Source organism: Kitasatospora sp. NPDC057223 (assembly GCF_042669755.1).
In the GTDB taxonomy this organism is placed as follows: Bacteria; Actinomycetota; Actinomycetes; order Streptomycetales; family Streptomycetaceae; genus Kitasatospora.
In genome coordinates this window covers 160,689-184,130 of the sequence record NZ_JBHUWW010000001.1, presented here as the reverse complement: position 1 = coordinate 184,130, position 23,442 = coordinate 160,689, and the positions used below count along the sequence as shown (strand labels likewise).

The 23,442-nt window shown below is 68.5% G+C and carries 27 protein-coding genes; 9 read left to right on the top strand and 18 right to left on the bottom strand.

The window, feature by feature from the left end; genetic code table 11:
* Window positions 1-159: 159 nt before the first annotated feature.
* From ACFUK0_RS01200 to ACFUK0_RS01160, 9 genes are all read left to right on the top strand, one after another.
* Complete coding sequence (locus ACFUK0_RS01200) at window positions 160-1,116, top strand: glycosyltransferase family 4 protein (RefSeq protein ID WP_380245902.1); 957 nt, start codon at window positions 160-162, stop codon at window positions 1,114-1,116.
* Window positions 1,113-2,111, top strand: a complete 999-nt coding sequence (locus tag ACFUK0_RS01195) for an NAD-dependent epimerase/dehydratase family protein (RefSeq protein ID WP_380245901.1) — start codon at window positions 1,113-1,115, stop codon at window positions 2,109-2,111. Before ACFUK0_RS01200 ends, ACFUK0_RS01195 begins: the two co-directional genes overlap by 4 nt.
* Entirely contained in the window at window positions 2,108-2,299 is a 192-nt protein-coding gene (locus ACFUK0_RS01190; protein ID WP_380245900.1) for a hypothetical protein, read from the top strand. The genes ACFUK0_RS01195 and ACFUK0_RS01190 overlap by 4 nt, the downstream gene beginning before the upstream one ends.
* Window positions 2,300-2,392: 93 nt before the next feature.
* Complete coding sequence (locus ACFUK0_RS01185; RefSeq protein ID WP_380245899.1) at window positions 2,393-3,091, top strand: hypothetical protein; 699 nt, start codon at window positions 2,393-2,395, stop codon at window positions 3,089-3,091.
* Window positions 3,084-3,242: a hypothetical protein gene (locus ACFUK0_RS01180; protein ID WP_380245898.1), complete on the top strand. Its 159-nt coding sequence runs from the start codon at window positions 3,084-3,086 to the stop codon at window positions 3,240-3,242. The genes ACFUK0_RS01185 and ACFUK0_RS01180 overlap by 8 nt, the downstream gene beginning before the upstream one ends.
* On the top strand, window positions 3,239-3,874 hold the full coding sequence (locus tag ACFUK0_RS01175) for a methyltransferase domain-containing protein (protein ID WP_380245897.1): 636 nt from the start codon (window positions 3,239-3,241) through the stop codon (window positions 3,872-3,874). Before ACFUK0_RS01180 ends, ACFUK0_RS01175 begins: the two co-directional genes overlap by 4 nt.
* A gap of 309 nt (window positions 3,875-4,183) precedes the next feature.
* On the top strand, window positions 4,184-5,122 hold the full coding sequence (locus ACFUK0_RS01170; RefSeq protein WP_380245896.1) for an NAD-dependent epimerase/dehydratase family protein: 939 nt from the start codon (window positions 4,184-4,186) through the stop codon (window positions 5,120-5,122).
* On the top strand, window positions 5,119-5,655 hold the full coding sequence (locus tag ACFUK0_RS01165; protein WP_380245895.1) for a DUF6221 family protein: 537 nt from the start codon (window positions 5,119-5,121) through the stop codon (window positions 5,653-5,655). The genes ACFUK0_RS01170 and ACFUK0_RS01165 overlap by 4 nt, the downstream gene beginning before the upstream one ends.
* An 11-nt stretch (window positions 5,656-5,666) precedes the next feature.
* Window positions 5,667-6,263 (top strand): glycosyltransferase family 2 protein, encoded by a 597-nt coding sequence (locus ACFUK0_RS01160; protein WP_380245894.1) that lies wholly within the window; start codon window positions 5,667-5,669, stop codon window positions 6,261-6,263.
* On the opposite strand, the gene ACFUK0_RS01155 is transcribed toward ACFUK0_RS01160, so the two are convergent.
* The 18 genes from ACFUK0_RS01155 to ACFUK0_RS01070 form a co-directional block, all read right to left on the bottom strand.
* Entirely contained in the window at window positions 6,264-6,500 is a 237-nt protein-coding gene (locus tag ACFUK0_RS01155) for a hypothetical protein (protein WP_380245893.1), read from the bottom strand.
* Between the two features lie 9 nt (window positions 6,501-6,509).
* The gene (locus ACFUK0_RS01150; protein ID WP_380245892.1) at window positions 6,510-7,337 is read right to left on the bottom strand and encodes a hypothetical protein; all 828 of its coding nucleotides are present in this window, start codon (window positions 7,335-7,337) and stop codon (window positions 6,510-6,512) included.
* Entirely contained in the window at window positions 7,334-7,834 is a 501-nt protein-coding gene (locus tag ACFUK0_RS01145) for a hypothetical protein (protein WP_380245891.1), read from the bottom strand. Before ACFUK0_RS01145 ends, ACFUK0_RS01150 begins: the two co-directional genes overlap by 4 nt.
* 3 nt (window positions 7,835-7,837) lie before the next feature.
* Window positions 7,838-10,678: a hypothetical protein gene (locus tag ACFUK0_RS01140; RefSeq protein ID WP_380245890.1), complete on the bottom strand. Its 2,841-nt coding sequence runs from the start codon at window positions 10,676-10,678 to the stop codon at window positions 7,838-7,840.
* 3 nt (window positions 10,679-10,681) lie between these two features.
* Window positions 10,682-11,899 carry a hypothetical protein gene (locus tag ACFUK0_RS01135; RefSeq protein WP_380245889.1) on the bottom strand — a complete coding sequence of 406 codons (1,218 nt, stop codon included), beginning with the start codon at window positions 11,897-11,899 and terminating at the stop codon, window positions 10,682-10,684.
* Window positions 11,899-15,732: a hypothetical protein gene (locus ACFUK0_RS01130; RefSeq protein WP_380245888.1), complete on the bottom strand. Its 3,834-nt coding sequence runs from the start codon at window positions 15,730-15,732 to the stop codon at window positions 11,899-11,901. The genes ACFUK0_RS01135 and ACFUK0_RS01130 overlap by 1 nt, the downstream gene beginning before the upstream one ends.
* Window positions 15,733-15,993, bottom strand: coding sequence for a hypothetical protein (locus ACFUK0_RS01125; protein ID WP_380245887.1), 261 nt, complete (start codon window positions 15,991-15,993; stop codon window positions 15,733-15,735). It abuts the gene before it with no gap.
* 83 nt (window positions 15,994-16,076) lie between these two features.
* Window positions 16,077-16,478 (bottom strand): hypothetical protein, encoded by a 402-nt coding sequence (locus ACFUK0_RS01120; RefSeq protein ID WP_380245886.1) that lies wholly within the window; start codon window positions 16,476-16,478, stop codon window positions 16,077-16,079.
* Window positions 16,479-16,542: 64 nt separating this feature from the next.
* Window positions 16,543-17,103: a hypothetical protein gene (locus tag ACFUK0_RS01115; RefSeq protein WP_380245885.1), complete on the bottom strand. Its 561-nt coding sequence runs from the start codon at window positions 17,101-17,103 to the stop codon at window positions 16,543-16,545.
* 86 nt (window positions 17,104-17,189) lie between these two features.
* Window positions 17,190-17,411, bottom strand: coding sequence for a hypothetical protein (locus ACFUK0_RS01110; RefSeq protein ID WP_380245884.1), 222 nt, complete (start codon window positions 17,409-17,411; stop codon window positions 17,190-17,192).
* The gene (locus ACFUK0_RS01105) at window positions 17,408-17,854 is read right to left on the bottom strand and encodes a hypothetical protein (protein WP_380245883.1); all 447 of its coding nucleotides are present in this window, start codon (window positions 17,852-17,854) and stop codon (window positions 17,408-17,410) included. Before ACFUK0_RS01105 ends, ACFUK0_RS01110 begins: the two co-directional genes overlap by 4 nt.
* Window positions 17,851-18,210 (bottom strand): HK97 gp10 family phage protein, encoded by a 360-nt coding sequence (locus ACFUK0_RS01100; protein ID WP_380245882.1) that lies wholly within the window; start codon window positions 18,208-18,210, stop codon window positions 17,851-17,853. Before ACFUK0_RS01100 ends, ACFUK0_RS01105 begins: the two co-directional genes overlap by 4 nt.
* Before the next feature lie 71 nt (window positions 18,211-18,281).
* Window positions 18,282-18,617, bottom strand: coding sequence for a hypothetical protein (locus ACFUK0_RS01095; protein WP_380245881.1), 336 nt, complete (start codon window positions 18,615-18,617; stop codon window positions 18,282-18,284).
* Window positions 18,614-19,057 carry a hypothetical protein gene (locus ACFUK0_RS01090; protein WP_380245880.1) on the bottom strand — a complete coding sequence of 148 codons (444 nt, stop codon included), beginning with the start codon at window positions 19,055-19,057 and terminating at the stop codon, window positions 18,614-18,616. Before ACFUK0_RS01090 ends, ACFUK0_RS01095 begins: the two co-directional genes overlap by 4 nt.
* A 66-nt stretch (window positions 19,058-19,123) precedes the next feature.
* The gene (locus tag ACFUK0_RS01085) at window positions 19,124-20,029 is read right to left on the bottom strand and encodes a phage major capsid protein (protein WP_380245879.1); all 906 of its coding nucleotides are present in this window, start codon (window positions 20,027-20,029) and stop codon (window positions 19,124-19,126) included.
* Between the two features lie 118 nt (window positions 20,030-20,147).
* On the bottom strand, window positions 20,148-20,756 hold the full coding sequence (locus tag ACFUK0_RS01080) for a phage scaffolding protein (protein ID WP_380245878.1): 609 nt from the start codon (window positions 20,754-20,756) through the stop codon (window positions 20,148-20,150).
* A 72-nt stretch (window positions 20,757-20,828) separates the two neighbouring features.
* Window positions 20,829-21,842 carry a hypothetical protein gene (locus ACFUK0_RS01075; protein WP_380245877.1) on the bottom strand — a complete coding sequence of 338 codons (1,014 nt, stop codon included), beginning with the start codon at window positions 21,840-21,842 and terminating at the stop codon, window positions 20,829-20,831.
* Window positions 21,839-23,422, bottom strand: coding sequence for a hypothetical protein (locus tag ACFUK0_RS01070; protein WP_380245876.1), 1,584 nt, complete (start codon window positions 23,420-23,422; stop codon window positions 21,839-21,841). Before ACFUK0_RS01070 ends, ACFUK0_RS01075 begins: the two co-directional genes overlap by 4 nt.
* Window positions 23,423-23,442 lie beyond the last annotated feature (20 nt).

Sequence of the window (23,442 nt, the reverse complement as noted above, 5' to 3'; positions counted from 1 at the left end):
GCACCTACTGTCTGGGCTGCGGCTGGTGTGTCCCCCATGCAGGTCGCGACGCGGGGCCCGCTCTAGCGGGGTCGGGCCCCGCGTACCAACCCCGCTACCCCCGCCGATCGGAGCGGCACTGTGACGCCCCCACCTCCCGGCCTGGATGTTTTCGGCTGGATGGCGGACCGCACCGGCTGTGGAGTCCTTCGTGTCGAACTGCCGCTGCAGGCCCTGCGCGCCGAGGGCTACGCGACCGGCTCTTCCGAGCGGATGGCCGAGCAACTCACGGCCCGGACGCTGATCGGACAGCGCGTGTGCATGCCGGGCCCGTCCGCCCGCTGGCAGGAGATCGCCGCGCAGGCAAGCCGGCCGAGGCTGGTCTTCGAGCTCGACGATGACCTGTGGCACGTCGACTCGTCGTCGCCCGTTGCGCACGCCTTCTTCGAGCGGGATGACGTGCGGCAGCGTCTGGAGGCGAACATCGCCGTGGCGGACGCGGTCACCGTGACGATGGAAGAACTCGCCGCCGTGGTGCGCCCGCTCAACCCGAACGTGCACGTGATCCCCAACTACCTGCCCGCATGGCTCCTGCAGCACGAACGGCCCCACAGAGACGGCGTGGTGACGATCGGGTGGGGCGGCTCGGCCACGCACCAGATGGACGTCGAGGAGATCGGCGGGCAGCTCCGCCAGGTCATGAACCGCAACCCGCACGTCGAGCTGCACTTGATGGGCTCCGACTACCGCAAGGCTCTCGGCGTGCGGGACCGGGTCCGGGTGTCGGAGTGGACCGCTTCGGTGCCGGACTACTGGCGGGCCATCGACTACGACATCATGCTGGCGCCGCTGCGCGCCCACCGGTTCAACGCGTCCAAGTCGCCGCTGCGCCCGCTGGAGGCGGCGATGCTCGGCATCCCCGTCATCGCGTCCGACTACGGACCGTACGCGCAGTTCGTGCGGCATGGTGAGACGGGGTTCCTCGTCCGCAGGGATCACGAGTGGGGCCGCTACCTGCGCGACCTCGTGAACGACGAGGCGATGCGCGCCGAGATGGGCGCCGCAGGGCGCCGGCAGGCCGCCGACTGGACGATCGAGGGTCACGTCGACGAGTGGCAGAAGGTGCTGCTCCCGTGACGCGCATCCTGCTTACTGGGGCAGCGGGGTTCGCCGGCGCGAGGGTCCTGCACCGGATCCTCGCCGACACGGACTGGCATGTCGTCGGGACGGTCAGCCCCCGACGTGGGTCGGACACCCGGATCGTGCAGCTCCTCACCGCGCATCCGGAGTGGGCAATCCGGGTGACGGTGGTTCGCTGCGACCTGGGGTTCGAGATGACCGGGTCGACGATCGACAGGATCGGGCCCGTCGAGCACATCGTCAACCTCGCAAGCGACACCCAGATCGACCTGTCCATCACCGACCCGGCGCGGATCATCCGTTCCAACGTCGCGCTGATGCTGAACGTCCTGGAACTGGCGCGCATCGTCCAGCCCCGTACCGTGCTGCATGTCGGTACGGACGAGGAGTACGGGCCGATCCACGGCGGCGACGGCCCGCACCGTGAGTGGGACGCGATCCTGCCCGCGAACCCGTACTCGGGGAGCAAGGCCGCTCAGTCGGCGATCGCGATCACGTACTGGCGGACGTACGGACTGCCGCTGATCCTGACGCGGACGATGAACATCCTCGGCCCGGGCCAGCCGGCGGTGAAGTTCGTACCGCAGGTCATCTCCCGGATCCTCGCCGGTGAGCCCGTGCGCATCTTCGCGTCCGCCGACGGCCAGTCCAGCAGCCGCCACTGGCTCGACGCGTGGGAGCTCGGCGGCGCCCTGATCCACATCCTCGGCCACGCGACGGTGCAGCAGCACCCGCAGTACGACCGTCCTGCCCTCTTTCACATCGTGGGTGAGGAGCGTACGAACCTGGCGCTCGCAGAGAGCATCGCCGGGATCCTCCGACGGCCCCTTCACGTCGAGTTGGTGGACGCGGGGACGTCCAGGCCGGGCCACGACCTGCGGTACGGCCTCGACGGCGGCACCCTCGCGGCGCTCGGCTGGACGCCCGGCCGGACGCTGGACGACACGCTGCGGGAGATCGTCGCAACGCACCTCGCACGGGTGCCGTCATGACCCGCGGCGAGGCCGAGGACGTCGTCGGCGGACGCGTGGTGGTGCGTCAGGAGGATCCGTTCGTCGCGGCAGTCGTCGTCGACGCTGGCCGGCTTCTCGGGTTCGACGGCCCGGAGGCTGTCGTGGACCTGGACGACGGCCGTCGAGTGCATTGCCCTGTGACTGAGCTGAGAGGGGTCGACCAGTGATTGCCGTCTACATCATCGGGATCATCTGCGGGACATTCGTCGCGCTCGTGTGGATCGCTGCCTGGGCCGGCAGCAAGCAGAAGGGCAGCAACCGTGCCTGACCTGACGATCATCGTGCCGACCCGCGGCCGGCCCGGGAACCTGTGGGATCTCTGGTGCGCATTCAAGGAGACGTCCACCGGCGACACGGTGCTGCTCGCCGCGGTCGACGACGACGACCCGTTCTTGCTCGGGTACGAGCAGAAGCTCGACTGGGCCGACGGTGACCCGCGACTGCAGCTGCAGGTCGGGCCCCGGCTGCGCCTTGGGGGGACACTCAACGCTTTCGCGCCGACGGTGGCTGCGGGCAGCCGTCACATCGGCTTCCTGGGTGACGATCACCGGCCGCGCACCGCTGGCTGGGACCGCCTGTACATCGAAGCGCTGGAGCAACTCGGTACGGGCGTGGTTTACGGCAACGACCTGATCCAGGGCGAGGCGCTGCCGACACAGGTCGCGATGACGTCGGACATCGTTCTCGCGACGGGCTACATGGTGCCGCCCGGCCTGGTGCACCTGTACGCCGACAACGTGTGGCTGGCCCTCGGGCAGGCGCTCGGGGCGATCCGGTACCTGCCGGACGTGATCGTCGAGCACATGCATCCGATCGCTTCGAAGGCGCTGTGGGACGAGGGCTACGCCGAGGCGAACAGTGACGAGCGGTCCGATGCCGACCGGGCCGTCTTCGAAACGTGGCGAGCCAACGACCTGGACCACTGGGTCCAGCAGATCAAGGAGTACCCCCGTGGCTGACGACAAGCAGGCCGCCGCCGAGCAGGCGATCCGGGCCTTCGCGTTCTGGGACTTCGGCTTGAACGAGGTCGACCCGGAGAGTGAGTACGCCGAGTGGGTCGCCCCGCTGGCGGCTGCCATCGTGGCTGCCATCGAAGGGGTGGCCTCGTGACCGAGTACCGCCTGTTCGCCGGCGACGTCCCGCACGTGTCCACCCCGGAGTTCCACGAGCACCGGGAACGCGCCCCGCACCTCGAACAGCCCGTCCACCGGCCCCGCCTGGACAAGGCGTACCAGCTCGTCCTGGATGCCGCAGCGCGGCACCACGCCTCCGGTGCCGGCTACTCGGCGGGGGTCACGGATCTCGGCTGCGGCGACGGCGGTCTGCTGTCCCTCCTGAAGCGGCACGAGGACAAGTACGACCGGTACGACCTCGCCGCGTGGGGGTACGACTTCCAGCCGTCCAACCAGGCGGGTTGGAACGAACGGGGCGTCGACGCCGAACTTCTTGACGCCTTCGCACCGGGGCACCCGGGCGTGATCCTCGGCAACATCGCAGTGATGACCGAAGTGCTGGAGCACCTTGCGGACCCGCACGGGACCGTTCAGTGGGTCGGTACGCACTGCCGCTTCGTAGTGGCCTCCAGCCCGTGGACCGAGACGCCCGAGTCTCACGACGAATGTCATTGCTGGGCCTGGGATCAGGAAGGCTACCGGGCGCTCATCGAGCAAGGCGGCTACACCGTGGTTCGCCATGAGACTGTCGGCCAGTTCCAGGTGATCCTCGGGGAGCGTCATGACTGACACTCGGGATCTCGCCCGCGGAGAGCGACACCCTCACTGGCGAGGGGATCTGGTGAGCTACCACGCACTGCATCACTGGGTTCGGAAGTACAAGCCGAAGCCACTTGATTGCCAGCACTGCGGCCGCACCGACAAGCCGCTGGATTGGGCCAATCTCTCGCGCACGTACCGCCGGGACCTGGATGACTGGATAGCACTCTGCCAGAGATGCCATCGGGCTTACGACCGCGCCGCAGAGTGCCGCAATGGCCATCCACGGACTCCAGAGAACACGCTCACTGACTACCGCGGGATCAGGAAATGTCGGCCGTGTCAGAACGCATCGCGCCGTCGGGTGTACTACCGGAAGCTCGGACGCGAGGTGCCAGCATGAAGGTTCTACTGACCGGATCGGCCGGGTTCATCGGCCGCCACCTTCACCGCGCCCTCGAAGAACGAGGCCACCACGTCACCACCTGTGACCTGAAGGCGGCGAACATCGGCGACGCTCTCGACTTCTTCCGCCGCGACCGCACCCCCTACGATCTCGCCATTCACTGTGCTGCAGTCGTCGGCGGCCGCGCCAGCATCGACGGACACCCCCTCGGCGTCGCCACCAACCTCGCGTTGGACGCCTGGTACATGCGGTGGCTCATCGCGTCCCGCACCCGCCGCGCCGTGTACTTCAGCTCGTCGGCCGCGTACCCCGTCGACCTGCAAGGCGAGGACAGCGGCCATCGGCTCCACGAAGACGACATCAACCTTGCCGCACCCCGCCAGCCCGACGCGACCTACGGCCTCGCGAAGTTGACCGGCGAACAGCTCGTCCCGTACGCCGAAGCCGAAGGCTGCCGCGTCCACGTGCTGCGCCCCATGTCCGGATATGGCGCCGACCAGGCCCTCGACTACCCGTTCCCCAGCTTCATTCAGCGAGCCCGGCAGAAGAGGGACCCGTTCGAGATATGGGGCACCGGCCGGCAGGTCAGGGACTGGGTGCACATCGACGACGTCGTCGGTGCCACCCTCGCTGCGATCGACCAGGACGTCACCGGTCCGACGAACATCGGCACCGGCCGGGCCACATCCTTCAATGAGCTCGCGGAGCTGGTCTGCGCCGAAGCCGGCTACAAGCCGAAGCTGCACCACATCCTCGGCGCCCCCGACGGCGTCCAATACCGCGTCGCCGACCCGACCAGGCTGCACTCCTTCTACCAGCCGACCGTGACCCTCGAAGAGGGCGTCCGACGTGCGCTCAGGAGCGAGTCATGAACCTCCACGAATGGATCACCTCCAAGGTGAACGAGGCTGAAGCCGCCGCGAAGCAGGCAGCCCCCGGTCCGTGGGAGGCGACGGTCGACGACCACGGGCGGAAGGGAATCGAGGCGGGCGTGTGGGCTGGCGGGATCGACAACTACGTCGTTGAGGTCGTCGTCAGTGGCGACACCCACATCGCTGACGCGCACCACATTGCACGACACTCGCCGAATGCGATTCTCCGCCGCTGCGAAGCCGACCGAAGGGTCTTGGCGCGGCATCGCTTCGACCCTGATCATGCGAACTTCGGCGTCAGCTTCTACGCGACGTGTTGCGAAGGCTGCGGCTATGGCGACTGCGGACCCAACGTCGAGAACCTCGACGACTGCCCTGAACTCATCGACCTCGCACACGCCCACGGCATCACCGCCGACGAACTGGCCAGCCTCGACAGGCCAGAGGCCCCGCCGTACGTGCCAACTCCGGTGGTCAGGAGAAGCCAATCGAGGATGACCGCCGACCAGGCCCCAGCCACCTTCCGGCCCTGAGGAGCCACGACATGCAGACCGGCATCTCCGTCGTTGTCCCCACTCATCCGGCCAGGGTCCGCAACGGCATGACGAAGCGCGCCGTCGGTTCCGTCTTCGGCCAGACCCTGCCCGCCGCATCCCTCATCGTCGAGCACGACCTCGACCGCGCCGGTGCTGCAGCCACCCGCCACCGCGGCCTCCTGAAGGTCACCACCGAGTGGGTCGCGTTCCTCGACTCCGACGACCAGCTGAAGCCCAACCATCTCGCTGACCTTATGGCGTGTGCCCAAGATGCCGGCGCAGACTACGTCTACGCCTGGTACGTGCCGGTCGGGTTCGGCTCCGACCCGCTGCCGCACTTCGGGAAGGTCTTCGACCCCGAACACCCGACCCAGACGACGATCACGACGCTGGTTCGAACCGAGCTCGCCCAGGCAGTCGGCTTCCGCGAGCCCCCACCGGGCGCCACCATCAACGGGGAACGCTACGGCGAGGACTTCCAGTTCACCGTGGAGTGCATCGCCGCAGGCGCCCGGATCATCCACCTCCCCCGCCGTACATGGCTGTGGAACGCCCACGGTGCCAACAGCAGCGGCCAACCGGACCAGGGCGACGCCCGTCTCTGATCAGGCCGGTACGCCACCGGGAGGCGTCTCGTACGGCCACGCCGGCGCGGCGTCCGCAGCGGCCAGCTTCGCTCGCATCTCTTCTGCTTCCTCCCGTCCCGCCGCGAGTTCGCGGCTCCGCTCAGCGAGGAGCACGCGCATCTGCGCGAGCGACATCGTCAGTTCGGTATTCATGCGGATGTACTCGTCAAGGACAGCGTCGAGGGGAACAGTCAGCTGCGGTGAGGTATCGGTCATGAAGGTCTCCTAGCCGAGCAGGGGGATGGCCTTGATAGCCCGGAAGACCATCTGGTTCGCGCCCGTCGTCACCCGGTGCTGCCATTTCATGGTGAGGGTCTCACCGGCGGCCGCAGTCTGGATGAACGAATACGAGCTGGTGATGTCGGGGCCGGGGCCGGACAGGCGCATCGCCTGGACGTCGGTGGGGGTGCGCAGGGTGCCCGATGTGCTGCCGGTGATCAGCAGGTCGGAGTACGAGTACCCACCAGAGTTGCTGTAGTGGGTGATGGTCCCGGTGATGTCGACTTTGCCGGACGGCGGGACGACGATGGTGGTGGACAGCACCGTGGACGTGTCCACGTAGGAGGTGCTGGACGTACCGACGGTGACGGTGGACTGCGCGTACGCGGACGCCATGCCGGTGGCGCGCATCGTCGACGAGGCGGTGACGGCGCCAGTGACGGCGAGCGTCGAGTTGAGGCTCACCGCTCCCGTAACGCCGAGGGTCGACGCGAGGGTTGTGGCGCCGCTGACGGCCAGCGTTGAACTGAGAGTGAGGGCGCCGGCGAAGGTGAACGCGGCGAGGAAGCTCGCCCCCTCCGCCGGGATCTGCTTCCACGATGCGGAGGCAGGTGCGGTCCCGTTGGAGACGTAGAGGCGCCCGGTGTCGGACTCCCGGATCGGCAGGCCCTTCCAGACGGTGGACGGCCTGGTTGTCGAGGTGCAGTCCCGGTAGCCGATGTTCAGGTCGATCGCGTCGAGGTTGTTCAGCAGGTCGGTGACGACGTTGACGAAGTCCGCGCCGTCCGACGAGGTCTTGTACAGGCCGAGGCGGGTGGTGGTCGTGGCGGTCATCGACGGCTCCCGAGGTGAGCGGGGGACTGTACGGGGCGCAGGGTCTCATGGATCTCCGCCAGCCGGACGTGGTCGACGGGGTGGCCGTGGATCGCGTCCAGCGGGTTCTTGACGCCCTTGCCCTGGGGACTTGAGATGCGACGCACGTTGGCCTTCACGTGCAGGACCCGTGCGAGGTGCGCGGTCCGGGCGTCGGCTGTGGTCGCGGCTGTTGCGAGCGTGGCGGGTACCCGCTTGCCGTTCACCACTGCGCGGACGGCTGCTGCTGCGGGCGGGTCGTTGAGGCGCGGGTCGGGGATGTACGGCTCGTGGAGGATGATGTCGAGGAGCGTCTCCGTGTCGGTGGGGTCGATGCCGTATTCGGCGGCCCGCCACAGGAGCGTGTCCTTCGGGATCGCGTGGTTCACCCTGGAGCCGGACTCGTCAACCATTACGACGATCCAGATCTCGCGTCCATTGTTGGTGTCTTCCTCGATTCGCTCTACGGTGAAATTCATGGGTCACCTGAAGGAGATGTAGGCGATGCTTGTCGAGCCTGTTGAGAATTCGGTAGTGACTGCGAAGCCGGTAGTGCTGAATGCGCTCACTTGCCATCGGCAGAGGGTTCCGCTGCTGTCGTAGTACGTGGCGACGGGGACGGTCGTGCTGTCCATGGTCGGGCCGTAGGTGATGACGTGGGCGCCGGCTCCGACGCTGAAGTCGACCTTGTCGAAGATGACAGCTTGGTTGGTGGCGCTGGCGCCGAAGTTGACCCGCCCGAAGAACGTCGCGGCACCAGTTGTAAAGTGGCGCCAGTATGAGGTCGTCGCGTTTGATCCTCCGAAAGCCCCTGCAATCCAATCTGTTGCCGAGGCCTGAGCCACGCCCCCTGTGAGCATGCCGAGAATCACTTGGGTGTCGTTGAGGAACATGTAGCCGCCGACCTGGGTGTTTCCGGTCGGGGCGTAACGTCCGAAGTCGATTCCGCTTTCGGCGAGCTTCAGGGTGGATACGTGGTTATTCGAGTCGACGCCTGACTGGAGTCCGACGTTTGCTTCCGTTCCTGTTCCCCAGGCGTTGAGGAAAGCGAAGTCGGTGCCGTCGAGGTTGTAGAAGCGGATGACGGCTTCGCCGGAGTTGTTCGGGTTGACGACGATGCGGCGGCCTGATGTGCCGCTGGACAGCTCGCCGACGATGGAGACGTTTCCGGTGGCGGAGTCCGCGAAGAACGTTCGAGTACCGGCGGCGTTGTAGGTCTGCACGCCGAGCATGGACAGTTCGACGCGGGCGCCGGTGTCGGCCGTTTTGATGCGGGCGCCGACGATCCAGTCTGCGGAGATCGTGCCGGCGGTGACTTTGGTGACGGTCAGGTCGGAGATGTGGGCGTCGTCGATCAGCAGCGCAGTCGATGACGCCGCTGCCGATGGTGCGGACTTGTTGCCGGCGATGTCCACGGCGATGACCCGTACATACCGGGCTGACGTCTCCTCAACCTGGACGGTCGCGACGACGGGCACCTGCGCCTGGATCATGCCGGCCGTGGCGCTGACCTTCGCCTTGAGGGTCGTCGGTGACGGCGTGAAGGTGGGCTCGTACTCGACATGGACCTCCAAGTGGTGGAGGTCGCTTTCGAGGTTGTACGTCCCGCCGGTCGCCTTCCCCAGCGTGTGCGTCACCTGCACGGCGATCCGGGACGCCGCGACGGACGGTGCTGCCGGCGTCGAAGGCGGGATGTTGTCGGCCGTCGCCACGAACGTCGTCGTGCTGGACCAGGCGCCCGCATTGCCGGCCTTGTCGACGGCCCGGATCTGCACGTCGTACCCGACACCGGGCGCGAGATCCTGCAGCTGAGCCGTCACCGTCCCCCAGCCCACGTTCATGTACTGCCACTGGCCCGTGGGGGCCGCGAAGGGCTGCCGCCACTGCTGCAGGTCCTGCCAGCGGACGGCCGACAGTTGCGTCCACGTGGCGGGATAGATGAGGTCGGTGTCGATGGCGTAGCGGAGTTCGTAGTGGTCGCCGTCGAGGACGGTGGACCCGTCGGTGTTGTTGGGGGCGTTCCAGGAGGCGATGACGCGGGAGCGGGTGAAGCCGCGGTTGTCCAGGTAGGCAGCGCCGGAGAACGGCGTGATGAACACAGGGACACCGGGAACGCTGGTGTCCGAGTTGGGCCGGGAGCCGACCGGCTCCGAACCGGAGTTGGAGAGCTGGCGCTCGAAATCACCCACCACGACCGTGGTCGCCCCGTTCGCCTCGAACTGGAGGTAGTCGGTGAGGTCGGTCCAGGTTCCGTCTGCGGCCCGGTAGGCAACGGTGTGCCCAGCGGTGACGGGCCACGTCGTCTCGGTGACCTGCAACCTCAGGGGGTTGAAGCGCTGCCCCCGGAACGTAATCTCGTTGGCAGGGTCGAGGAGGCCCTTGTCCGGGTCATACGCCCACACGTAGTCGCCGGGCGAGAAGGAGCCCTCGACGTCGTAGTCGGCCGTCGACAGCGTCAACGCGTTGCGCGCGCCGACGAACTGGGAGAGAGCGAGCTGCGCGCGGATCGCCGCGTTGACCTGCGAGGTGCCGGACTCGGACACCATGCGGGTCAACTTGATGCTGTTGCCGTGCAGGTCCTTGTACGGGTTGAGGCCGGGGTTGATGTCTGCGGAGCCGGTCGCCGTTGACACGCCTTCGCCCTCGGCGAGGAGCACCACCCTGGTCGTGTAGTCCTCCACGTCGCGGCTGAGGTTCAGCTGGCCGGGCAGCGCGACGAGGCTCATGTCCTGACCGGCGCCGCGGCGGACGATCGAGCAGGTCGGGATGGTGGTGAAGAGGTTGGACTCGGGTCCGGCGTCGAGGGTGCCGTTGCCGTTGACCCGCCAGCTGACCGGGATTGACGTGGTGGACATGGTGTCGCAGACGTAACTGATGGCCTTGCGTGGCGACTGCCACTGGTGGGTGCCGGAGTAGGTGCCGGCGACGGAGTACAGGGTGCCTTCGGTGATGGCGCCGGAGGCTGGCAGGAGACCACGAATGGTGTTCGCGAAGGAGGCGGACGCGAAAATGGTGGCGTTCTCGTAGACGGAGCCCTTGTCGTCCTCGTCGCCGAGCCACATGGCGAGGCCGACGCCGCCAACCTGGACCTTGTCGCCGGGGGCCTTGGTGCGGCCGTCGTCAGCGAGAACCTTGGTGCGGACGACGCCGACGTACCTCGCGGCCAGCAGGAGGTTGTCGCCGCCGGCGCGGGGGTCGACTCGCCCGGGGACGATCGCGACGTGCCCGAACTCGGCGAGACCGTCGAGGACATCACGGGGGGTGGTCGGCTGGAGTTCGATCTGCCAGCGACCCAGGGCTGTCAGGACTTCGGTGACGGACATGGGTCATCGCCTCGCCGTGTAGGTGGCTTCGGCGAGGGCGCCGATGTACTGATTGCGCAGGTCTGTCGCGGCGTCCCCGGACACGGCGCTTCCGCCGCCAGCGACCACGCCGACCCAGAAGTCCAATGTCGCGGTGGTCGTCTTGGAGACGCCGCCGTTGGCGTGTGCGGTGAAGGTGCGCGCGGATCCGGCGGCTGCGCGATTGCCGTCGGTGTCGTTGCCGGTGGCGACGATGTACCCGGAAGCGGCGGCCGAGGTGTTGGTCTCGGAGGTGCGGAGGTACACGGCGAGGGTGGAGGCGGCGCCGCACTGCAGGTAGCCCTCGACGAACCGGCTGCCGCGGCGGAGGGTGAGGTCGAGGGTGGCGCGACCGGGGGAGCGCGGGGCGGTGAGACGGAGGACGCACTGCTCAGGGTCGTTGCGGAGGATCGTCGCGGAGTCCCACGCGGAGACACCCGACCCGCCGACCGTGATGTTCCAAAGCTTGGAGTGCCACGCGGACCCCGTGTACGCCTGCACGTCCAGGACGCCCGCCGAGGCGGACGGCGCGATGTTCACGAGGCCGTTGCCCATCGTCCAGCCGGCAACGGGCAGCGGCTGTTCGGTACCGTCGATCTCGAACCCACTGCCGGTCGCTGCGACGGTGTCGTTGATGCGGACCCGGCCAGCCAGGTACAGGCCGGGGTCGCATGCCCATCGGGGGGAGGCGCCGGTGGGGATGCCCCGGTAGACGGTCATGGTGCCGTCGGCGGTGGCGCGGGTCATGAGGCTGGGGCTGGTTGCGCCGGTGTAGTAGGTGGTGTGGCCGATCGGCGGGGCGTGCCACGTCTCCCCGGTCAGGCTGAAATCGTTGGCGCGGACGACGCCTGTGAGGCGGGACTGCAGGTCGACCTCGGCGGAGGAGCCGAGCCGCTCCAAGGCCACCTTCCAGGTGGAGGTGACAGTGTCGTTGACGTACTCCCGCAGTGACGCGGAGGAGCCCTTCACCGCGTAGTAGCCGTTGCGCTCGGGTTTGTCGGTCCACGTCACGGCGGTTGGTACGCCCTGCTGCAGGGCGAGGAGGTTGTCGTGCCGGGCGACGAGGACAGCGCGGGTCAGCGGCGGCGTGGACTCCTGCCCGTCGAGGTCCAGGCCGCGGATGTCAGCGCTGGACTCCGCGACGGTGAACGTCTCGCGGAGGCTGGTGCGGCCGAGTTGGACGGTGCCCCACGTGCCGGCCATCAGCGGGCCCTCCCTCGGTCGTAGCCCCTCAGTGCGTCCTTGATCTCCACTACGAGGGCATCTGCGATGCGACGTCGGTCGGCTGCTGACGCCATGTCGAGGGACCCCGCGTTGATGGTGATGTTGTCGATCCTGATGCCACCACCTGCGGGGGTTGCAACGCCCGAGCCTGCCGGGTTGAGACCTGCCGGGGAGCCTCCCGCAGCCGTGACGATCCCTCCGGGGCCGGTCGGCAGGCCCGGGGCGCCGCCGAGTGTCGTGCCGCCGATGCGCGTCGTGATGTCACCCAGCAGGCCCTGGAGTGAGGGGAGGCGGCTGGTGATGCCCCCCATCAGGCCATCGATCATGCTTGCGCCGGCCGGGACGAGGAGTTGGGCATCCCTCTCGGCCGGGCCCTTCCAGTCGGGGATGATGTCGGTGACGCCGCCGAGCATGTTCTTCAGGCTGCCCATGGAACCCTTGATGCCGTTGATCAAGCCCTTGATGAGGTCGCCGCCGGCATTGATGAGGAGCCGTCCGAGGTCGCCCAAGGCGTCGACGATGTTGCCCGGCAGGTCCTCGAACCAGCTGACGATGTCACTCCGGTGTTCAACGAGCCAGACGACGAGCCGCCGGTTGGCCTCCGCGAACATATGGAGGAGGACCGAGCCGAGGTCGATCAACGCGTTCAGGATCTTGAACGGCACTTCGGCGAGAAGGCGGACAACCTCGTCAACCATCCCCTTGACCAACTGCTTCACCGAGTCGACGGCGCCGGAGAAATCGCCCTTCAGCAACTGGGAGACGGCCGTCAACGCGGGCACGACGACCGTCGTGATGATGTGCGCCAGCTCGTCCGCGAAAATCTTCGCGAGCTTCCCGACGGTCTCGATGATCGGCGTCAAGATCGGCATCAGCAGAGGCAGAGTCTGCATCAGCAGCGTCGCAAGGGACGTCAGGACCGGCGTCAGGGCGACAGCCACCTCCGCGAAGGACGCGCCGAGTTCGGCGAGCGGCAGCTGCTGGATGAGCTGAGTCAGGATCGGCAGGATCGCACTCAGCTCCACACCGAGCAAAGTGACCAGCGGCGCGATCAGGCCCGGCAAGGTCGCCAGGATCGGACCGAGGAAGCCCGACAGCGCGGTGACCAGCGACTGGATGAGCGGCTGGAGCGAGGCGATGATGGGTCCGAACGTCGCGGACAGGGACGTAGCCAGGCTCTGCACGATCGGGCCGAGCTGAGTGAAGATCATCGAAACGCCAGCCAGCAGCGGCATCAGAGCAGGCAGGAGTGCGACGGCGAGAGAACTGATCGTGTTCAGCAGCGGAAGCGCCGCAACAACCAGCTGGCCAATAGCCTGCGCCGCCGCGGTAAGGATCGGACCGAGCGCCGCGATGATCGGCGACAGGGCAGAGCCGATCGCCGACACCAGAGCCATGACCGGCGGCGCCAGGGCGGTGATCACCGGCCCGAGCATCATCAGCGCCTGGCCGAGCAGCGACGCGACCGTGCCCGCGAGCGTGTTCAACACCTTGAACAGCGACGTCAAGGCTGCCTGCACCTCAGGCATCGCCGTGACCCGCCGCAGCTCCGAGAAAACCGCGCCGAGAACACCGAGCGCGTTCCCTCCGGCCGCGCCCGCCGCCTTCAGGACGTTGCCCAGCGTCCCCAGGATGTCACCCAGCAGCTTCCCGAACTGGACCGCAATGTCGAGCGCCCCGTTGATGGCCTCCGTCAACTGACCACTGGAGAAGGCCGCGGACAGGCGAGTCGTGAAACTGGCCAGGGTCTCGCCGATCGCCGACGTGATCCGCTGGAACGCCGGGCCGGCTGCGGCCGTGAGCGTCCCGAACATCGAGAGGATGTTGCCGGGCGCCTGCTGCAACGGCTTGAGGCCGTCGTTGATCGACGCGAACGCAGCCTTCAACGTGCCGGTCTTGGAGAGCTGGTCAACGGCGTCCATCGCGCCGAGCGCCATCTGGTTCAGCACGCCGGCGGTACCCACCAGACCCGCCTGCAGGTCCGGTAGTACCTGCTGGGCGACCGACGTCAGCTTCGCGCCCAAGCCTTCGAACAGCTGCTGCTGGACATCCAGCTTCAGCGCGTTCCACGCCGGCGCCAACGCCTTCACGGCCTCGACGAACTCCCTCGCCGACGGTGCCAGCTTCGCCATCGCATCAGCCATCGCCGCACCACCGGCAGCGACCTTCGCCTGCGCGTCCGCCAAGTCCTCCTGGGCGCGCGCCAACTCCTCCTGCGACTTCGCTACCCGGTCGTTCCCCTCCACCGCAGCATCCGCCGCCGCTTGCCGCGCGTCCGCCAGGTCCCGCTCCGACTTGGCAATGTCCTGCGCGTTGCCCACCTGCGTACGGGTGTTCTCCGTCTGCGCGTCCGCGAGAGCCTGCGCCGCGTCAGCGGTGTCCCGGGTGGACTGCGTCAGACCGTCCTGCGCGGCCTGCACCGCGGCCGCGCCCTCGACCCCTGCTGCTGCCGCAGCGGTCTGCTCCTCACCGAGACGTCGGTTCTCCAACTGCTGCTCGCGCAGAGCCTGTGCCGCCTGGTCGTAGGAGAGCTGCGCCCGGGCGACCTGATCCTCACTGGCGCCACTGCCAGCCGCCTTGACCTTCTTGAGTGCCGCCTCCGCGTCGGCGACGGCAAGGATGTCTGCGCGCTCGCTGAGACGCCCGTCGGCAACGCGATTCGCAAGGTCTTCGAGATCCTGAGCTGCCTGCCGGCGAGCGTCATCGAGGTCACGCTGCGCCCGCAAGGCCTTGGCCTGCGCGTCGGCAAGGCGCTGCTCCGCGTCGGCGACGTCCCGCAGGGCCTTCACCGACCGGTCGGAGGCCTGCTGGCGGGTGTTGGCGAGAGACTGCTCGGCGTCTGCAACGTCTCGGTTGGCGCGTATGACTCGGGCAGCGGCGTCCGCCGTGGTCTTGGCGACGTTCTCCTTGGCATCGGCAACGCGCCGTTCGGCAGCCTCGATGGCCTTGGACATGTCGGCTGCACCGCCACCACCGCCACCCGCAGGAGAGAACGCCTGCTTGAAAGCGGCGCCGACCCCGGACAGGCCCAGCTTGAGCGTGCCGAAGATCGCACCGAGGGACGCGAGGGCGGGCGCGGCGACGGCAGCCGCGGGCCCCATCGCGATGATGGCCTGGCCGAGCGACGCGAGAGTGGGGACCGCCGACAGTGCTGCGGTGAGGAGCATCCCCATGCGGCTGCCGAGCATGCCGATGCCGCCCGCCGCACCGGAGCCGCCGTTGCCGATCCTGCCCAGCAGGCCGGACAGTCCGGACAGGCCGGAGGAGTCGACGTCGACGCGGACGCGCCGGTTACGGGTCAGGGTGTCGAGGCGGGCCCTGGTGTCACCGGTGATCAGATTCGCCCGGACGTCGATCGTCTGGTCGCGGGTGATACGGGTCAGCTGGGTTAGGTAGGCGTTCGCGTTGAGGTCCGCGCGGATGTGGACGACCTGGTCGCGGGTGATCCGGGCGAGCTGCGTGAGGTACGTTGCGGCGTCGAGGATGGCGGTGATCTTCACCGTCTGGTCGCGCGTCAGCTTCGAGAGCTGGGTGAGGTAGGTAGCCGTCTGAAGCTCCGGCGTCACCTTCACCTTCAGCTTGTCGCCGAGCTGCGCGATCCGAGCCTTCGCCGCGACATCGTCGAGCTGCGCCTGCAGCTTCACGGTGATCGGCTTCGCAAGGAGCTTGAGCTGAGCCCTGGCGGCCTGGTCGTCGAGCTTGACGAGCACCTTGACGTCGAGCTTGTCGCCCTTCAGCCGCTGCTTGTCAGCCTCGTACCTGGACTTGTCCATCGTCACTTCGACGAATCCCTCGGCGACCCTGAAGCTCACCTACTCCACCTCCTCCTGTGCGACCCTCGCAACATCGACCAGCCCCGGGAACGCCAGCCGGAACGCGGCCAGCTCCATGTGCTTCTCGTCCTGTCCGTCACGGCGTTCGTTTGCCGGCCTCACCTGGCCCGGTTCGTCCCGTTGCTGCTCCTCGATGCGGGCTGCGATCACCCCGCCGTACACGCCGACCCGCTGCGCGAGGCTGAAGAACCGCGGCCCGTCCAGCTCCGGCTCCGACTCCAGGTCGACGCCGTAGAACACCCGGAAGTCCGCACACAGGTCGTCCCAGTGGTCGAGGACCCATGCGACCTGCGCGACACGCTCACCGAAAGGCCTGGCCCACGTCAGGCCTGGCCTTTTCCCGACTCGTCCACGGGCCCGGCGACGTGTGCGACGACGGCCTGGAGGATGTGCAGCATGTCGTCGTCGTCGACCTCGTCGGACTGCTCCAGGGCCCGGTACGCGTCCGGGCCCAGGAGCCGTTCGAGGACCCGCTGGGCAGCCGCGTTCTCGCCCATCGTCCGGGCGAGCCGCAGGTACTCCAGCGAGAGACTGGTCGGCACCTTCGACGGGATGCGGTACTCGATGTCCTCGCCGTCGTCGCCGGTGAGGTAGAACAGCGGCACGCCCTCGTCGGCGGCCCTCTTCTTCCGGCCGATGCGGACCGGTTCGAACGGTGCCGGCTTGGCTGCGCCGGCGGGCTTGGGGAGGGTGCGCTTGGCGGGGTTGGTACGGGTCGCTGCCATGGGTGTGCTCCTGCGAGTGGGGAGGGCCGGGTGCCCGACGGCTGTGGTGCCGTCGGGCGGTGGGCTACGCGGTGGCTTCGGTGACGTGGAACGGCGCTACGGCGGCGCTCACGTAGTGGCCGGAGAACTTCGTCTTGTAGACCGTCTGCTTGTCCTTGGTGTAGGCCATCGCGACGGCGTCGGTGCTGAGGGTCTTGCGGAGGGCCACCCGCCGGCGCAGGATGTTGGCGCCCCAGCCGTCGAACAGCAGGGCCGAGTAGGCAGGCTGGGTGGCGCTCGACGCGAACAGCGGCTCGAAGGACTTGTAGCCGGTGCCGGTCGCGGCGGTGCCGCCGTTGAGGACCACGGAGAGGTTCTCCAGCGTGGCCTCGGCGAGGCTGGTCTCGATCGTGAGTTCGCGCTTGGTGAGGCGGCTGCCTGCGCGGTCGACGATCTGGTCGACTTCCAGTGCGGTGTACGTCTGGTCGACGGAGAGGGTGACGCCGTCGACGGTGCCGCCCATGTCGGTCCACGCGCTGGCCTGCGGGGTGGAGTTGATGGCGGTCTCGGCGGGCTCGGTCGCCCCGAACAGGCCCTGGTACAGGGTCGCCGGGCCCATGATCAGGTTGGTGGTGGTCACCGACATCGGTCAGTCCTCCTCAGCCGCTGGTGCGGCGGTCTGCGTGGTGGGGGCGTGTCCCGAGGCGGAGGGGTCCTCGGTGCGGGTGGTGGTCATCGGTATTCCTCGCGCCGGAGCGGGAAGCGGTGGTGGGCGAACTGGGGATGGAACGGCAGGGCGAGGGTGTCTTCGGGCGGGATGCTGCGGGGGCAGGGGATGACGTGGGCGCCTGCGATGAGGAACTCCAGTTCCGGCTTGCTGTCGTGGATGAGGACGAGGCCGTTCCACGTGAGGAGGTCCCGGCTTGTCTCGCCCTGCAATGCCCAGCGGCTCATGACGCCACCTCGACCCAGTTCAACGTGAGACCGAGGTTGAACCGGGCGTACGAAGCTTCGTCGTCGGGGACCCGTCGCGGTTCGTACGTGGTGTACGCGGTAAGGACCCGCGCGGCCGGGTAGTTGGCCGGGAGGGTCAGTAGGCGGGGTGTGCCCTCGGTGTCGTAGCAGCTGGACTGGATTCGCTCCGCGAGCGCGGCGGCCTTGTTCCACGGCGGCCGGTTGCTGGTCGGCGCGACAGCCCAGCACTCCACCGAGACGACGGGGGACCGCAGCGGCACGTACAGGCCGGCGGTGCCGCCGACCGTGGAGACGACGACGAACCCGGACGCCGCCCAGGAGGAGTTGTCGCGCGGCAGGGTCGTCGACACGATGTCCCCGACCACCCCGCGCAGCCACGCGATGGCGACCAGCTCGGTGCTCGCCCGCAGGAGGGTGCTCATCGCAGCTCCCTCGGCTTGAGGAGGGCGGGCCGCAAGAACGGGAACGCCGGCGTCCCGGGGTGGTTGACCATCGCCACCGGGTGCGCCGCGCCTTCCCAGTACAGGGCCTTCTTCGTGTTCGGCCGGATGATGTGCGGGCCGGTGCCGTACTCCACGTGCCGCCAGTAGTCGACGTCGGTGGACACTCGCAGCGTCAGACCCTCGACCTCCGCGACGATGGACGACTTGAGGCGCCCGGTGTTCACACGGACGGTGGCCTGCGCGTCAGCGGCGATGTCCTGACCGAGGTGCTCCATGACCCGGTGCAACGCGGCATCGAGGTGCGCGTCCGCGCTCGGGTCAAGCCTGATCGTCATCGCCGCGTCCTCTCCGGATCGTGGTGGGTGGTGGCCGCCCGGTCTCCCCGAGCTGTGTGGCCGTGTGCTGTTCAGTTGACGAGCGTGAGATCCAGCCGCAGTTCGGGTGTGATCCCGATCGCCGCCGGCTGGGTGACTGCGGTGATGGAGTAGATGCGACCGGTCCGGTCGTCCCGGATCTGGTCCTCCTCCGTGACCTGCGTGCCGGCGGGGAGCCGGCACACGGTGTAGCGGACGACGCGGGGGGTTCCGCTGCCGGGTGTGCGGCTGCTGCGGGAGCCCTCGATGAGCGAGGCGGGGATGTGTGTCTGGGCGTCCGTACCGGCCTCGGCGGGGACATTTGAGATATCCCCATAGAGATCAGTGCGAGTTCCTCGCAGGACCGTCACCCACGTCGTCGCGATCACCGTCGGCCGCCCATCGGAGTCCATGGCAGTGCGTCGTCGTTCGCCTCGCGCAGGGGGTTGCCGTAGCTGCTGCCGTCGATGAACGGCGACCGCACATGGACCGTCCTGGAGCGGCGCCACGACAGCCGGTTGATGGCCCGCGCCGCCCTCGGCGCCAGCACCACCGCGTCCCCGGTGAGGTTCGCCGACACACCGTCCTGCGTGGACGACGTCAGATCCATGCGGGTCTCCAGGCCCGGCTGGCCCTGTGCCCACACTGCCTGGAACGCCACCGCCCGGCCGAGCCAGTACAGGTCGCGGGTGCGGATCCGCGCCGTGTCGGACCACATCCGGCCGGTGAGGATCTCGATGTCGGCCTGCGCCTGGAGGAGCTGCTGATCGGTCACCTCAACGCCGGTGATCGCCAGCGTCGTCGCGGTGTCCGTCCATGCGTTGACCACGATGCCCCTCCTCCTCCCGGGTGGTGGCCCCGCGCCGCCGCGAGCCTCGGCGGCGCGGGGAGCTTGCTAGCCGACGAGGATCGACGCGCCGGCCGGGTGGCCGTACGCCCAGCCGCGCCGGGCGCGCATCTTGAGCAGCGACTCGTCGGTCAGTGCGGAGGTGCCGTCGCGGCCGTCGATGAACACGGACTCCGGGCCGGAGCGGATGCCGAGCAGCATCATGTCCGTGGACACGAACGCCATGAGGGGGCGGCCGGTCGGGGTGGACGTCGCGGTGGCGGAGGTGCGTGCGCCGAGCGACCAGCGGATCTGCACCCCGAAGATCGTGTCGGGGGTGCCCGCGAGACCCTGGATAAAGATCGGCTCCCCGGTGGTGTCCTTGATCCCGCGCAGGGCCTTGCGGAACGTCGGGTGGGCGATCGCCAGGAGCGTGCTCGGGTCGTAGTAGTCGCCGGCCTCGACCTTGCCGATCGTGTTGGAGAAGTCGTCGTAGGTGACGCCCCCCGAAGCGGCGGTGACGATGTTGTCGTCGGCGGTGTAGCTGAGCGTCGCGTCGGTGGTGTGCAGCAGGCTGTACAGGGACACGAACGGGACGCCCGTGCCGACGCCGGCGGTCACAGCGAGGCACGCGTTGTCGAGGACCTTGGCGTAGGAGATCGCCCAGTCCGCCATCTTCGTGGCGAGGATGTTGGCGAGGGAGTCGTTGATGTCCTCTTCGGCGACGCGCAGGACCTTGCCGAACTTCTTGGCGTACAGGACGACCTCGTCGTTGAGGTTGGTGTCCTCGCCGTACGTGCCGCCCTTGTCGATGACGTCGACGCCCATGCCGGCGGAGCGGGGCGTGTGGCGGGTGTCGGAGCCCATGGGGACGCGGGAGGCGAGGGCCTCGACCGCGGACGTCTGGGTGATGCGGGTGATGACCGCGGAGTCGTACTCCTCCGGGATCCATGCTTCGAACGTGTTGCGTGCCACGGGGCCCTCCTGGGGCGGGTGATGGGGCGGAGCTGGTGGGCTCGGGCCCCATCACGGGCGCCTCGAACAGGTGGCCTCCCGATCGCCGGGTGGCGTGGTCAAACGGTAGGGCTGGTGGTCAGTTGCCGTTCAACACGCGGGCGGCGTGCTGCTCCGCGGCCGACTTGGGCTTGTCCGGTGCCGGCGGCTTCGGGGCGCCAGTGGGTCGCGCCTTCGGTCGCGGCCTCTCCTCGGCCTTGGCGAAGAACTCTGGGTAGTCGTCCTTGAGCCGGGACACTTCGCTGTCCAGGCCGACGACGTCACCGTCGTCGTCCACCGACAGGGCGTCCAGGTCGAGAAGCCTGAGGACGCGATCCGGACCGCCGGCGACACCGGCCTCGGCGAGGGCAGCGCGGGCGGCCTGGTTGACGATGCGGGGCTTCCAGCGGCCCTCAGCCTCCTCGCGGGCTTCACGGAGCGCGCGGTCGTGGTCGCCCTCGTTGGCCCGGCCCCGCTCCTCCAGCTCCTTCAGCGTCAGGCGGTTCTTCTTCCCGTCCTCGTTCGCCTTCTTGAGGGCAGCCCGGAGCCGAAGGATCTCCGGATCCTCCTTGGCGACGGCGGGTTCCTTCTTCGGGCCCGGCTTCGCGGCCTCCGGCTGCTCCTCGGCCTCCTCATCACCGGCGTCGTCGGCATCGGCTTCCTCAGCCTCGGTGTCGTCGAACTCCACGTCGGAGTCGTCATCGGCCACTGGTGTCTCCCATCGCGGGGGCTCGGCAGTTACTGACGGAGACCGTAGCCCCGCCTTCGGACAGGGCTGTGATCAGCGCGCTCGGTCGAAACGGCCCTCTCGCAGAGCCCGGCGGGCCTTCGCCGCAACACGAGGTGGCAGCCGGCGACCGGAAACCAAGAGAGCCCGAGCAGCACGAACCCGAGCTGCGCCGGACTCCGACGGCAACGCCAAGCCCTCCGCGACGGACACCGCCGCCTGCTGCTGCAGAAACTCCGGCAGCGACAGCCCGGCGTGCCGCCAACGTGACGACCACGGCACCGTGCGGCACCGGCAGTGAGGGTGCAACGGCGGGCCCGCCACAGTGTCCGACGCCGAGCCACGCTGCTGCGGGTCGAAGGAACGACCGCCGTCGAAGTCCTCACCCGGCTCGGCGACCTGACCCGAGTAGGCGGCGCACCGCACACACGCGTCCAGCTCGGCAACCCACACCCGGCTCAGGCCGAGCCGCTCAGCCTCCCCGTCAGTGCCTGCCGTCACGGCGCTCTGCACCAGCCACGACACGGCAGCGCGGACCCGGGACACGGCCGCGCGCGCAATCTGAACGGCGGCAGCAACACCGGAGAACCGACCCGGGGCAGCCCCCAGGAGAGCCTTGGCGCGCGCGAGTTGCTCGTCCACGGTCTCCCCGATACGCCGGGCCTCGCGCAGCAGAGCAGGTGGGACCCGGCTGGCATTTCGGGGACCGGACTGAATGCGGTGGCCAGCCGCCACCGCGAAGTCGCGAGCATGTCCCGCGCCGAGTTGTAGCGCACCTGGCAGGGCATCCAGCAGAGCCCGCCGAGCGCGGTCGCCCAACCCCGCAACGGCCTTGGCGACGCGTTCCGTCACGGTCCGCAGTAGTCGCGCCAGATCGGCGCCCGCACCAACCGCAGTGGTACTACCGAACGTCGTTACCCACAAGGCGGCTGCTGCCGCGAGCACATCGCTCATGTGCTCGTCCGCGTCACCGACCGCCTTGTCCTGCACCTGCTGGTCGAAGTCCGCGACCTCGTCGCCCTGCTGCTCCTGCACCAGGGCTGTCAGGTCTTCGACGGTTGCGGTCATGGGCCGTCAGGGGCCGGCTCGATGGGCAGCGGCGACTTCGCGGTCAACGCCTTGAGGGTCGGTTCGATCAGGGCTTGCGCCTGCCCCTGGTCGAGGGCGCCGAGGGTGACCGCAGTGCCGATGCGCTGCAGGGCCTCCGACAGTGTCGCCAGGTCCGCGAGGTGACGGGACAGCTCCCCGGGGTCGTCGGTCTGGGACTCCAGCCACGACTGCACCTGGTCCTCGCCGTACCCGGCTTCCAGGTGGATCTGCCGCAGAGGCACGCCCAGATCGGACTTGACTCGCGCCGTTTCCCAGGATTCCTTGTCGTCGAGGGTCTGCGCGGCGTGCCAGCGGACGTCGACGGACGGCTCGGTGAAACCGAGGAGCTTGAGCGCGAAGCAGTAGCCCTCGTCCCAGGTGTCGCCGTACTCCTCCTGCCGCTCCCCGATCTTCTCCGTGAAGGGGGCGTCCTGCGCGCGCAGGGACTGTCCGGACGGCTGCTCCCCGGACGGATCGAACAGGTGGAGGGGGGTGGTGGTGAGGACACCCATGGCCCTCACGTTGAACTCAAGCGGACCGAGGAACACGTCAGGGTCTGCGGCGTCGAACTGCCCGACCTGCTTGAAGCCGCGCAGGAGCATGACCTCGCCGGGGCCGCCCTTCAGGGACGAGTCGTCTCCGGTGTCGGTGGGGCCGGCATCCGGATCGGGCGGGAACATGTCGTCGTCGAAGTCGGACGGCTCCAGGTCCCCGGTGTCGGTGGTGGCGGTGTCGGTCAGGGCGTACCGCTGCGGCCAGCCCTGGTAGTCGACGCTTCCCATGTGCGTGTTGTCGAGCTTGTTGACGCTGTTCTGCGAGCCGTAGCCGCGGCGGTGCTCCGGGACCCCGTAGGGCTGGTCGTTGCGGAAATGGAAGACGGGCAAGCCGGGTGCGGCCTGCATGATCCAGGCGTCGTCGTCGGGTTCGATGACGGTGCCGTCGTCCTCGACGATCGGCTCTGGCAGCCAAGGATTCCAGTCCCCGGCGACGGTCCCGGCGGAGTCGACCTTCGTTGTCCAGCGTTCCGCCCGGCCGTCGGGGTAGTACAGCTCGGCGCGGTGCACTGTCTGGGTGAGGCCGACGGGTTCGCACCACCGTTTGATCGTGAACGCCGCCTCGCGGGGGTTCTCGGCGTCGTAGATGGTGCGGACCGTCAGCGGGTCGTTGCCGAACAGGTCGACGCCCGTGACCGCGCCCTTGTCGTCGAGGACGGGCAGGACGATCAGGTACGCGTCGCCGTAGATCGACACCCAGCGGTGGACCTGCAGCGACTCGCGCCGCATCTTGTTGGCGTCCCACACCCGTTTGAGGGCGTCGGCCTGGTCCTTGCGCGGGCTGGTGACGGCGGCGATCTTCAGGCGGGACACGACCGCGTCCACGACCATCGCGATGAAGGGCTTCCCGAACTCCAGGCCGGTGCGCTGCAGGGCCCGGCGGAAGCGGGCGGAAGCGAACACCTCTGGCACGGTGTCGTCGTAGTAGGCGGCAGCCTGGACGTAGGCAGGCCTTGCCTCCCGCAGGGCTTCGAGGCCCACCCACAGGTCGTCGCTTGCCGTCACCGCGTCCTCCAAGTCGATTC